Source organism: Cohnella caldifontis (assembly GCF_029360585.1).
Taxonomy (GTDB): domain Bacteria; phylum Bacillota; class Bacilli; order Paenibacillales; family Paenibacillaceae; genus Cohnella; species Cohnella caldifontis.
Map to the genome: position 1 here is coordinate 241,461 of NZ_JAQZSJ010000005.1, position 12,168 is coordinate 253,628.

Annotated in this window: 11 protein-coding genes and 1 tRNA gene; 4 read left to right on the forward strand and 8 right to left on the reverse strand. The window is 59.3% G+C overall.

All coding sequences use genetic code 11. The annotated features are described in order from the left end of the window. Entirely contained in the window at window positions 1-942 is a 942-nt protein-coding gene (locus tag PTZ19_RS10620; RefSeq protein WP_276354286.1) for a GDP-L-fucose synthase family protein, read from the forward strand. Here PTZ19_RS10620 and PTZ19_RS10625 read toward each other — a convergent pair whose 3' ends face one another. After that, window positions 943-1,809 carry an exostosin domain-containing protein gene (locus PTZ19_RS10625; protein ID WP_276354287.1) on the reverse strand — a complete coding sequence of 289 codons (867 nt, stop codon included), beginning with the start codon at window positions 1,807-1,809 and terminating at the stop codon, window positions 943-945. It abuts the gene before it with no gap. 25 nt (window positions 1,810-1,834) lie between these two features. Beyond that, entirely contained in the window at window positions 1,835-2,539 is a 705-nt protein-coding gene (locus PTZ19_RS10630) for a glycosyltransferase family protein (protein WP_276354288.1), read from the reverse strand. Between the two features lie 514 nt (window positions 2,540-3,053). Here PTZ19_RS10630 and PTZ19_RS10635 point away from each other — a divergent pair. Then, window positions 3,054-4,187 (forward strand): glycosyltransferase family 61 protein, encoded by a 1,134-nt coding sequence (locus PTZ19_RS10635; protein WP_276354290.1) that lies wholly within the window; start codon window positions 3,054-3,056, stop codon window positions 4,185-4,187. Window positions 4,188-4,264: 77 nt separating this feature from the next. On the opposite strand, the gene PTZ19_RS10640 is transcribed toward PTZ19_RS10635, so the two are convergent. Both PTZ19_RS10640 and PTZ19_RS10645 read right to left on the reverse strand, forming a co-directional pair. After that, window positions 4,265-5,176 (reverse strand): NAD-dependent epimerase/dehydratase family protein, encoded by a 912-nt coding sequence (locus PTZ19_RS10640; protein WP_422614991.1) that lies wholly within the window; start codon window positions 5,174-5,176, stop codon window positions 4,265-4,267. Between the two features lie 44 nt (window positions 5,177-5,220). Further along, the gene (locus tag PTZ19_RS10645; protein WP_276354291.1) at window positions 5,221-6,114 is read right to left on the reverse strand and encodes a UTP--glucose-1-phosphate uridylyltransferase; all 894 of its coding nucleotides are present in this window, start codon (window positions 6,112-6,114) and stop codon (window positions 5,221-5,223) included. Window positions 6,115-6,310: 196 nt separating this feature from the next. On the opposite strand from PTZ19_RS10645, the gene PTZ19_RS10650 reads away from it, so the two are divergent. After that, window positions 6,311-7,678 (forward strand): UDP-glucose dehydrogenase family protein, encoded by a 1,368-nt coding sequence (locus PTZ19_RS10650; protein ID WP_276354292.1) that lies wholly within the window; start codon window positions 6,311-6,313, stop codon window positions 7,676-7,678. Window positions 7,679-7,737: 59 nt separating this feature from the next. Here the strand turns inward: PTZ19_RS10650 and PTZ19_RS10655 are convergent, their stop codons facing one another. Then, window positions 7,738-8,607 (reverse strand): alpha-1,2-fucosyltransferase, encoded by an 870-nt coding sequence (locus PTZ19_RS10655; RefSeq protein WP_276354294.1) that lies wholly within the window; start codon window positions 8,605-8,607, stop codon window positions 7,738-7,740. Continuing rightward, window positions 8,604-9,935, reverse strand: coding sequence for a sugar phosphate nucleotidyltransferase (locus tag PTZ19_RS10660; RefSeq protein ID WP_276354295.1), 1,332 nt, complete (start codon window positions 9,933-9,935; stop codon window positions 8,604-8,606). The genes PTZ19_RS10655 and PTZ19_RS10660 overlap by 4 nt, the downstream gene beginning before the upstream one ends. A 327-nt stretch (window positions 9,936-10,262) precedes the next feature. On the opposite strand from PTZ19_RS10660, the gene PTZ19_RS10665 reads away from it, so the two are divergent. Further along, window positions 10,263-11,513, forward strand: coding sequence for a glycosyltransferase family 61 protein (locus PTZ19_RS10665; RefSeq protein ID WP_276354296.1), 1,251 nt, complete (start codon window positions 10,263-10,265; stop codon window positions 11,511-11,513). A gap of 173 nt (window positions 11,514-11,686) precedes the next feature. On the opposite strand, the gene PTZ19_RS10670 is transcribed toward PTZ19_RS10665, so the two are convergent. Both PTZ19_RS10670 and PTZ19_RS10675 read right to left on the reverse strand, forming a co-directional pair. After that, window positions 11,687-11,762 (reverse strand) — tRNA-Ala (locus PTZ19_RS10670). Window positions 11,763-11,978: 216 nt separating this feature from the next. Then, a partial coding sequence (locus PTZ19_RS10675) for a hypothetical protein (protein WP_276354299.1) occupies window positions 11,979-12,168 on the reverse strand: 190 nt, incomplete at its 5' end.

Below are 12,168 nucleotides of genomic sequence, written 5' to 3' on the forward strand. Positions count from 1 at the left end.
GTGGAGGAATTACGCGGGAAAAAGGTGCTGGTGACCGGCGGAGGCGGGTTTCTGGGCACCTATGTCGTGGAGCGGCTGCAACAATCGGGCTGCGGAGACGTTATCGCTCCCCGCAGCCGCGAATGCGATTTGCGCGATCCGGAAGTTTGCCGGCGAATCCTGAAAGACCGCAAGCCGGACATCGTGATCCATCTCGCCGCCGTGTACGGCGGCGTGGAGGTCAACCGCCGGCAGATCGGGCGAATCTATTACGAGAATGCGGCCATGGGCCTGCATCTGATGGAAGCGGCCCGGCAGGCCGACGTGGAAAAATTCGTCGGCTGCGGTTCCTACGCCGCCTACCCTCGAGACGCCGCCGTTCCGTTTGACGAGGAAGACCTATGGAACGGATTGCCGGAAGACGCCTCGGCCGGTTACGGGTTGGCCAAACGGACGTTGCTGGCCCAGGGGCAATTTTACCGCAGGCAATACGGCTTCCGGGCCATTCATCTCGTTCCGGCGCACCTGTACGGCCCTCGGGACCGTTTCGATCCCGCTTCCTCCAACGTGGTCGCCGCGCTCATCCGCCGATGCTGCGAAGCCGCCCGGCAAGGCGGAGACGCGCTTACGGTCTGGGGAAGCGGCAAGGCGGCCCGGGAGTTTCTGTACGCGGAGGATGCGGCGGAGGCATTCGTGCTCGCCGCGGCCCGGTACGACGGGGAGAAGCCCGTCAATATCGGGACGGGGATCGAGACGCCGATCCGGGCATTGGCCGAGACGATCGCGGAAACCGTCGGCTTCCGGGGACGCCTCGAATGGGACGCGAGCAAACCCGACGGCCATCCCAGGCGGTGCCTGGACGTCCGGAGGGCCAAAACCGAACTCGGCTTCGAAGCGAAGACCGGCCTGGCCGAAGGAATCCGGCGGACCGTCGCTTGGTATCTCGAACATCGGCCGGTTTGATCAGCGGCGGATTTCCAGTTCCCGGATGACGTAGCGGCACCATTTATGATAGTCCAATTCCTCTTTCCAGATCCGGTAGGCTTTCTTGCCCATTTTCTCCAGATCCCTCAGGCGGGTCGAACGCAGGATTTCCGCCGCCTCCCAGCCATTGCGGGCATAGAAACTGGCTTCTTCCCAGGGAAGGAACGATTTAAAGGGGCGGGTGTCCAGGTCCCCGATGAGGAAGGGAACGACGCCCGCCTGCATCGCTTCGCAGAAACGGAAGCTGCTGCCGCCATGGCCTCTCGGGCACAGCGCGACATAGGAAGAGAGCAGTTGGTCGATGAAGAAATCCGGGCCGTAGTTGCCGTCTACGATGCTCACCTCTCCGTTGCCGGCCAATGCGTTCGCCATTTCGTGGCGGACCGGATGGTTGTTAAGGTGCCCCGAGAAGGACGCGAGATACCGCTTCGGCGGAAGAACGGCGGGCAAGGCATGCGGAGAACAGAGCAACGGGATGTCGAGCCCGTAATCGGTAATGCGGGAGGAAAAAAACGAAAGCGTCCGCCCCACGTCGACCAGCGTACCCCAATCGTATTGAACGATCGTGAACGTCTTCGCATCGTTCAGCAAGACGCGGTTCAGCTCCTGGCGAAGCTCATCCAGCCCCCATTTTCCGAAATCGTGATTCAGATGGTACCGGGTCCAGAAGACAGGCAAATAATGCCAGTCGGCTTGGTACGGATCGGACGCCACGAACTCGGGGTGGCGGTTCAGGAAGCGGAGGAAGTCCTGCTCGACGCCGTAGTCTTCGTTATGGGCGGGGTACAAGAACGGCTGCTTGTCGGGCTGAAAGGCTGGATCCACCGGCAATACGTAAATTTTCACGTCCCATTCCCCTTTCTTCGCGGTTTTATGGCCCATTGCCGGCGAGGCTCAGAAAATGATGGTAATCGCTGTGCAGCCAATTAAGGACGTCCCCTTGGTTCAGCAGTCCGCAATAATGCTTGATGACCGTGTATTCGGTCTGCTTGGAATCGCAGGAATTCCATTTGGTATCCAACCTTCCGACCCGTTCGCCCCAAGGATTCGCGGCAAAAGACAGTCCTTCGTGCGGGTTGGGATTTCCGGTGAACCGGAAGCCCATGAGATCCATCAAGGCGCCTTGCTCCCACCAAGGGTGGTAAAGGTATGCCGTGTTATTCCAGATCTCCTTCAGCATCGATCGGGCTTCATCCGTACCCCGCACGACCCATACCCCGGTGTTCGGCACTTGATTCAAGTCTTGCCTTGCCAAATACATCGGGTAATGGCCGTACAATTCGTCGCGGATATCGGGAAACGGGATCCGGATGATGGAGTCGGAATCCACCCAGAGGACGATTTTGTACTTCCGGGACATTTCGTGAAGGAGGGCCACCTTGTCCCAGGCCGGAGGGCGGGAAGGATCGAGTCTTTGGTTGGTGAGCAGCAAGCAGTCCATCTGATGGAACTGCGCGTACAGTTTGAACGTCAGGCCGGTGATGGCCAGCATTTCCAAGTGCTTGGCCCCGGATGCCATGCTGCAGATCAGCATGCTGCTACTTGGCCGGTGCGAAAACGGGAGCTGGGGTACCAATCTTACAACCTCCTTTATTTCAAAGGGATGCTTATCACTCTATGAAATGATTTCCAGGGAAGCTTGTTTTCTCGCCCTTGTCCGCTCAAATGTTCGAATACCCGTGTGGGCGATCGCCGAATCGCAAACGCACGGATACCCGTACCGGAAAATGACATTCAACGGCAATGCGACGTTGACATTTGACTCGCGAATCCGAAGAAAGGAGCGTCCTATGATCCGGAAACCCAGTCGCAAGCGGGTCCGCAAAGGGACCGCAGTCAGAAGGAAAGGGACGGCAGCAGTCAAGAATCGGCGTACGGCGGTCAAAAGGAAAAGCGGAAAGGCGAAAACCGCCTTGAAGCGTTCCCGAACCCGGATCCGGAAGAAACGTACCGTCGGTCGGATCGCAAAAAAACGGACCGCGAAAGGGCGGACGGCGAAGAAACGCCTGTCGAAACGAAGGGTCAGGCCGGGGTCAAAACGAAAAGCCGGCCGTTCGGGAAGAGGAAGACCGGAGGTTCAGAAGCAGACCATGCCGGTTGATCCGGCCGGGCAGCCGGTCGGTTTATGGGAACGGACGAAAGATTATTTGGCGTCCGTGCACGGCGCTGCGTGCCCGCAATACTACAAGGAACATCATAAAGACGACGTGACGGAACTGTACGATAGCAAAGGGATCGATCCGGAGGTGCATGAGCATTTCCGCGGGGGTGTCCGGCACGGGAGGACGGCGTTTACGGCGGTTCTCCACGGGGCCAGGGTTTGGGAGCTGAACGGCGCCGCGATCGCCGCGGACGGCAAACTGCTGGCCGACGTATCCTGGGATTACCGCCACGGCATCGGCAGGGTGCTGGGCTGGGATCACAACGTTTTCCATGAATGGATCCCCTATCCGCTTACGCGGGTGGAAGGAACCGCTGCCCTGCTGACGCACGTCTGGAGCGGGAACTATTTCCACTGGATGTTCGACGTGCTGCCCCGCATCGACCTGCTGAGAAGCAGCGGCGTTCCGATCGACCGCTATATCATCCAACGCAACGAGCAGCAGATCCAGGAAGATACCCTGAACCTCCTCGGCATTCCGAAAGAACAGCGGATCGAGATCGGCCACGACTTCCATGCCCAAGTGGATACGCTGGTCGTACCGTCCTTCGTGAAAAGCGACATCGAGCATCCGTCGGAATACCCCCGTTGGGCCGCGGATTTCCTGCGGTACGAATTTTTGTACACGCGCGACGTTCAACCTTCGCCGGAGTTTGAACGTATCTATGTGAGCCGGGCGAATGCCTGGCAGAGAAGGCTGCTCAACGAGGAACAGATCCAGGGAATGCTCTGGGAACGCGGGTTCCGGACCGTGAGGCTGGAGGAGCTCCCGTTCGAGGAGCAGGTGCGGATCTTCGCGTCCGCCAAAGTGGTCGCGGCGCCCCATGGCGCGGGACTGACGAACCTCGTTTTCTGCACGCCGGGAACGAAGGTGATCGAGATGCTTCCCCCCAACTACGTCTCGAACTATTTCTGGCACCTGAGCAACCAAGTTTGCCTCGACCACTATTATTTGATCGGAGACACTTTCGCGAAGCCCCAGGAAGACTGGTGGAACGGCTCGGCAGACTTCGCGGTGGACCCGGAGAAATTCAAGCGGCTATTGGAAAGGGCGGGCGTTTGAACTCGAGCATTGCGGCATCCAATAGAAAGAAAAAAGCCAGCGGATTCGCCAATCGGCGCGTCGGCTGGCTTCCTTGCTTATTCGGGCGGCGTCCCGTTCCGGTACGCTTCGATGGTGCGCCGCAATCCTTCCTCCAGGCTGACGGACGGTTTCCATCCGAGCAGCCGCGCGGCCTTCTCGATCGAGGGACGGCGCCGGACCGGATCGTCGGCCGGAAGCGGGTGGAACGTGATCGCGCTGGAAGAGCCGGTCAACCGTTTCACGAGTTCGGCCGTCTGCAGAATGGTGTACTCCCGGTCGTTCCCGATGTTGATGATCTCGCCGTTCGCTTCGTCTTTTTCCATCATCAGGCGCAGCCCGGAAACCGTATCGGTCACGTAGCAGAACGACCTCGTCTGCGAGCCGTCCCCGTATACCGTGATGTTCCTTTCCTCGAGCGCTTGCGTCACGAAGTTGGAAATGACCCTCCCGTCATCCGTCCGCAAGCCGGCGGAATACGTATTGAAGATCCGCGCGACTTTCACCCTCAGAGCGTGCCTGCGCCAATATTCGTAGCAATACACTTCGCCCAACCGTTTGGCTTCGTCATAGCAGGCCCTCGGTCCCCACGTATTCACGTTGCCCCGGTAATCTTCGCGCTGGGGATGGACCAGGGGATCTCCATACGCTTCGCTGGTGCTGGAGAAAAGGAGCTTGGCGCCCGTTTTCAACGCCAGTTTCAGCATGTTGTGGGTCCCCGTCGTATTGACGGCGATCGTCCCGAAAGGGTCGGCCTGGTAGAACCTGGGGGACGCCGCGGAGGCGAGATGGTAAATTTCCCGGACGTCTTGCAGCGCCGGGTGATTCACGATCCCGGCGTCGGTGACGTCCAGATCGAGATAGGAGAAATGCGGGTTGGGGGCCAGCTCGGCCAAGCGGTCCTTGCGCCCCGTCGCCAGGTTGTCGACGCCGATGACCTGACCGCCTTCGGACACCAATCGTTTGGCCAAGTGCGCCCCGATGAATCCCGCCGCTCCGGTGATGAGGATTCGGCTCAGCTCGATTCCCTCCCTTGCGGATCTTGCGCCAAAGCGGCGGCTTGCCGCAAAAAATCAGCGAACGGTCCCTTCAGGTCCGGGTGTCGAAGCGCTTCGCCGACGACGGCCTGGAGATAGCCCAGCTTGTCTCCCGCGTCGCGTATGTTGCCTTCGAAGGAGAGCGCGTATACGCGCCGGCGGCGGGCAAGCTCCTGAAGGGCGTCCGTCAATTGGATTTCCCCGCCGGCGCCGGTTTTTTGCCGGGCCAGTATCGGAAAAACATCCGGCTCCAGCACATAGCGGCCCATGATCGCCAGATTGGAAGGGGGCTCCGATTTCGGTTTCTCGACCAGCTCCTCGACGGCCACGAGACGTTCCCCGGCGCTTTTTCCCTTGACGATGCCGTATTTGCCGACCTCGGACCATTCGACGGGCTGCACCGCGATGACGGGGGCTTGCTTCTCCCGGTATACCTCAAGCAAAGACCCGATATCGCTGCCCGGCTCGCAGACCATGTCGCCCAGCAGCACGGCGAAGGGTTCATGGCCGGCGAAATCCCGCGCGCACCAGACCGCGTGGCCCAATCCCAAGGGCTGATGCTGCACGGCGAACCGCAGCTTCACGGTGCGACCCAGACGTTCAATCGTCTCCAGAACCTCCGTTTTGTTATCTCTTCGAAGCGCGGCTTCCAGAAGCGGATCCCGGGCGAAGTGGCGCGCGATCGCCTCTTTTCTGGCTCCGGTTACGATCAGCGCTTCTTCGATGCCGGCCGCCGCGGCCTCTTCTACGATGCATTGGATGACCGGCTTGTCGACAAGCGGAAACAATTCTTTAGGGACCGCCTTGCTGGCCGGAAGGAAACGCGTGCCCCGTCCCGCCGCGGGAATGACGGCTTTTTTGACCTTGTTCACGTCCCTTCTCCTTTCTGTGAAGCACATAAGCCCTCGGCTGATCTTTACAACATATGATCGGGGGGGATATCCTCGTCCTAGTCAAAACCCCCAACAAACGCAAATTGGACGGGTTTTGGGTCCTTGCACACAGCGGCGGACGTTCCTCCTGCATAGGATACGGAACAACCTTTGCATGCTGAGGAGGCGGGAATCCATGAACGTCGTCTGCATCGGCGCCGGATACGTTGGAAGCGTGACGGCGGCCGCATTCGCCGCGCTCGGACACACGGTAACGATCGTCGATATCGATCCGGGAAAAATCGAAGCGATTCGCAGGGGGGAAAGCCCGATCTACGAGCCGGGGCTGAGGGAGATCATCCGGGAGACCTCGGGGCGCACGCTTTTTGCCGAGGAGGATTACACCCGCGTGCCGGAAGCGGACGCGGTGTTTATTTGCGTAGGAACGCCCTCAGGCCCCGATCAAACCGCGGACCTGACTTACGTGAAGGAGGCGGCGGTTCGCATCGGGAAGTTTCTGAATCCCGGGCGTTACACGGTCGTCGTGAATAAATCCACGGTGCCGGTGGGCACCTCCGATTTGGTTGCCGCCCTGCTGGAGGAATCCTCCGGCCTGCGCCGGGGGCGGGAATTCGAGGTGGTCAGCAATCCCGAATTCCTGCGGGAAGGCTACGCCGTAGAGGACGTGTTCCATCCGGATCGCATCGTGATCGGGTCGCCGAGCGACCGGGCGGAGGAGGTCATGCGGACGCTCTACGCGCCTTTGCTGTCCGGAAACTTGGAGGGCGTGCCCGGCCTGCCCGCGTCCGTTGCCGCAAGCCGCAAGGCGCCGGTCTGGCTGCGGACCGATCCGGCCAGCTCGGAGCTGATCAAATACGCATCCAATGCGTTCCTGGCCGTGAAGATCAGCTATATCAACGAAATCGCCCGCCTGTGCGACGCCCTTGGCGCGAACGTGAAAGAGGTAGCCGCGGGGATGGGACTGGACGAACGGATCGGCGGGAGATTCCTGCAGGCGTCCAGCGGCTGGAGCGGCAGCTGCTTCCCGAAGGATACGGCGGAGCTGCTGGCGACCAGCCGGAAGTACGGATACGAGAGCAAGGTCGTGGCGGCGGCGGTCGAAGCGAACGAAGAAATGCATCTGTATTGCGTGCGGAAAGTCCAGGCCAGGCTTAAAGCGATGCAAGGCAAACGGATCGGCGTGCTGGGACTCACCTTCAAGGCGAATACGGACGACGCCAGGCAGACGCAGGCTTCCGTCATCATCCGCCATTTGGCCGGCATGGGCTGCCGGGTTCAAGCGCACGACCCCCAGGGCATGGAAATGTTCCGGCTGCTGAACCCGGATTTGCCCGTCCGTTATTGCGGCGATCCTCTCGAAGCGGCGGCGGAGACGGATGCGGTCATCCTGCTCACGGATTGGGCATGCTACCTGGAGATGGACTGGGCGAAGGCGGCCAAGGAGATGCGGTCCGAGCCCTATATCCTGGATACCCGCAACGTACTTTCCGGGGACCGGATGCGGCAATGGGGCTGGATCTACGAAGGCGTAGGCATGGCTTGACCGGATTCCGCGGAATAAACGAAACCGTCAGGGGAGCCCTGACGGTTTCTTCATTGCGCTTAGCCTTTAAGCTGCAACGGATAGCAGTCCCATGGGTCGAAAGGAATCAGTTGACGGGACTTGTAATGGGGACGATGAAAGGAGACGGCACGTTCGTTCAGCATGCTGGCCGAGAAGGAGAACGTGCTGTTGGAGATCGCCAGGTAGTCGCAATGCCTAAGGACATGGTAATCCGGGTAGAAATCCGTGGCCGCGACGTACCCGTGGAGGGAAGGCTGGATTTTTCGGTAAATGTCCGGGATCGGCAGCTCGTCGAACACGTCTTTCGCCGTGACGGGGTTGAACGCCCGGAAATCGTTCAGCACCTTGCGCGGTTCGTCGCTGGCGATATACAGCACGGGACGGTCCAATTGGCGCCAAAATCCGTTCAACCACTCGATATACCAGTCCGACGGGGCGATGAAGCACCAATCTTCCTTCAGATATTTAACGAAATCCCCTCTGCGGATATGGATCGCCACAATCGTATTTCCGCGGGAGCGGAGCCGCTCCATTCCCCGGTCCAATGTCCCGCGGATATGTTCCGCGGGCTGGAAGAGGGAGCGGAAGTAATCTTTGTGCGGCTGATAATGGCGGGTCGAGAAAAAATGGAAATAACCTTTCAGATCCTTCCCTTGATAAACGGGAAAAGACGGGTCTAACAGGTCTTCCTCTTTCATCTCTCTGTCGGTTACGGGGGCAAGCTTCACGGTGACCGGCAATTCCCGATGGCCGAACAAATACTCCCCGATCCATTTGGGGTTCTGGGAGTAGAGTCCGTACCGCTTGGCGTAAATTTTGAGGAACGCGTATTGAAACAGCTGGTTGCCGAAAAAACCGTTTTTCCCCAAACACGACATGGTGACCAGCCGGGGCGGATCGACTTTCATGTTCCAGCCTCCGATCGTAAATGGATTCCGGTCATGATCTCGACGACCTCCATGTCGACAGCCGCCGATAAACCATGTCCCGTCCGTTCCGGTATCACGAGGAAATCGCCGGGCCGTAAGGGGCCGGTTCTTTCCCCCAGCGTGAAGGCTCCTTCCCCGGACAGCACCTTCCAAAGCCTGCGGCTTGGACGGCCCGAAGGCCGGTCGAGGCGGTGCCCCGCGCGGACGGCGAGTTTCTGGATCAGGCTTTCCCCGCCTGACGGATACACGGCGTGCTCCAGCACGCGGCGCCACCCCCAACGGTGCTCCTCGTACATGGGAGCTCCCGGAAACCGTTCCGCCAAGTCCTTGAGGCGATGGCTGGCGCCCTTGTCCGCGACGAGAATCCCGTCGGGGCTGCAAGCCACGACCAAGCCGCGGGTTCCGAGCACGGCCACGGGCACGGGCAGCTCGTTGACCACGTGCGTATCGGCGGCATCCTCTGCGACGATTCCTTCTCCAAGCGCAAAGGAATCCATTTCCTCGGTCAACGTGTTCCACGTTCCGAGATCTTTCCATTTGCCTTCATAAGCAAGCGCGACGATGGATTCCGCCTTCTCCGCGACCTGGTAATCGAAGCTGGTTTTCGGCAATGTGCCGTACGACTCGCACAATTCGTCGTAACGGTCGGGCCACCCGTTTCGGCGCAGTTCGTCCAAGACGGTCGACAGCCGGAACGCGAACACGCCGCAATTCCATAAAGCGTTCTGACGGATCAACCGTACGGCCGTTTCTTCATCCGGTTTCTCGGCGAATCGGCGGATGGAGATGCCTTCGGACGAGTCGACGGAAGCCGCTTCCTCCGCTGGGAGCAAATAGCCGTACTTTTGCGAAGGATAAGTCGGAGCCGCGCCGATAACGCCAAGACGGGCGCCTTTCTTCTCCAGCAGGGACTCCAATTCCCTGACTTTTTCGAAAAAGAGAGGCTCAACGAAGCAATCGACGGGCATGACGCACGCCGTCTCGTCCGCTTTTACGCCTTCTTTGTCAAACAAATAGACCGCCGAGAGGGCGATCGCCGGAAACGTATCCCGCCGCTCGGGCTCGAGAATGAGCGGGATCCCTTCGCCCAATTGGTGCCGGATGGCCTCCGCGTGCTCCCGCGAGGTCGATATATAAACCGACTCCGCGAGTCCGGCCGTCTGGATCTGCCTCCACACCCGCTGCACCATCGATTCCGCGGCGCCGTCCGGACTTTTCAGCACCTGGAGGAATTGTTTCGATCTCGAATCGTTGGATAACGGCCACAACCGTTTGCCCGAACCGCCGGACAGCAGGATCAGCTTCAATTCGCAACCCCCTTCCTGTGCGAGGCCCGGACACTTGGCCCGGAGCCTTCCAAGCCGCTCGGGTTATTGTATGAAAGGGGGAAATCAAGGGTTGGACGAATGGACTGCCCTTTGCAAAACGGATCGGAATTCGGGACAGCCGCCAATTTCCCCGGGGGCGGACACCCGTCTATATGAGGGCGGAACGCCTCGCATAGCATATATCCTGCAGGGAAGAATGCGGAGGGAGTGAACGGATTGGCTTCCAAACGCAGGCTGAAAAGAAGGAGGCGGGTACCCGCAAGGAAACCCGTCGTCCGTGTCGAGAAAAGAACCCGGAAACCGCCGGTGCGGAAAGGACGACGGAAAACCGCCGCTCGGCCAATAAGGAAGATCGCGGGACGGAAAGCGAAGTTAGGAGCGGGAAGGAAGGCGCGTTCCCGGCGGAATCCGGCCGGAAGAGGTACGGGTCTTCTCGGCAGTCCCTGGACGGCCAAGGAAGCGGCGATTTCCTCTGCGGCGCCTGCGGATGGCAGGTCGGAACCGACGTTCGTCGAGTACTATCCCGAGGAGAATGTCCATTTCGAAGCCGCGAAAGGCTTGGACGAGACCGTCCATGAATATCTCAAAGAGAAGACCGTGACGGCCCGCCCGGCTTTTGCCGCCGTGATCCCGAACGGCCGGGTGTGGGGATGGGACGGCGCGGTGCTCACCTCGGATTATCGGCTGCTCAGCGACGTTTCGATGGAGTTTTCCTGGGAGTACATCATCGATCACCGGCATTCGATCCAACGCAGGTGGAGAACGAATCCGGTTCTAAAGGTGCCGGGAACGGTCGGCGTGCTGACTCATCCCGGCGGTCGCAATTTCTATCACTGGATGTTCGATATCGTGCCGCGCATTCATTTACTTCGGAATTCCGGCGTTCCCATCGACAAGTACGTCATGATGAGGAACCGCTCGCCATACCAGAACGAGATCTTGAATTTGCTGAACATTCCCCGAGAGCAGCGGATTTACACCCATAAACGTTTTCATCTCCAAGCGAAAAAGCTGGTCGTTCCGTCACTGACCAGCAAGTTTTCATGGAGCCCCAGCCATTATCCCTTGCCCGTCGTCTATGCCCGTTGGGCATGCCAAGCGGTACGGAACCAGCTGCTCCCGCACGGTAACCCGCCCAATGAAGCGAATGAGCGTCTATACATCAGCCGTTCCATGGCCATCCAAAGAAAGATGTTGAACGAACGGGATCTTTTAAATCTCCTGCAGCCCCTCGGCTTCACCGTCATCCATCCGGAAACGCTGTCCGTCCGCGATCAGATCGGCTTGTTTGCCTCCGCCAAAACGATCGTGGCCCCTCATGGCGCCGCTCTTGCCAATTTGGCTTTCTGCAGGCCGGGAACCCAGGTGATCGAGCTGTGCCCGCCGAATTACGTGCCGGGGTACTTCTGGATGCTCAGCCGGCATTTCGATTTGGATTATTATTGCTTGTTGGGAGACCGGCACGTGTTTTCCAGCAAGCCTTGGCAAGGCGGGGCGGATTTCACCGTGGACCTGAAGAGGCTTGCCGAAGTATTGGAGAAGGCGGGGATTCGGTAGGGACGATCAAACAGGTGGGATGGTACGGTGGAGCCAAGGGGGATAACGTATCGATGCCGTGCTCGGACTGCTTTGCAGTCCTGCGCGCGAAACGCTCCCCTGGGGTTCGCCCCCTTCATTGCCCCGCCAAACGCAAAAAACACGCCTTATTCGGCGTGTTTCATTTGTACGTTTGGTGGAGCCAAGGGGGATCGAACCCCTGACCTCATCGCTGCCAGCGATGCGCTCTCCCAGCTGAGCTATGGCCCCGCGCGTGACGACAAAAATGATATTAGCACAGGCGCCGAACGGCTGTCAATGGCTTGACGCGATGAGTTGCATGGAGACGGGTTGGAAAAGTTTTGAGGTTGCGCGCTTGCCTGAATCGCGTTATGATGGTAGTCCTGCTTCGGCAAACACGGAGCAAACGGCAATGAAGAATGCGATCTGGAAGAAACTGAGGGTTGCAAACGAGATGCCGAGGAGTTATGATAGAACTCCTGCTCCGGTGAAACGGACAGGCCGGCCGATTAAGCCGAACGCAATCTGGAAAACATTGAGGGTTGCGAAGGCCAAGGCGGTTTGGTATGATGGAATTCCTGCTTCGCTGAACGCGATGCGGACAAGCTTCAAGATTGCTCCTTGAAAACTGAACATCGAGCGTAAACGGACCCTG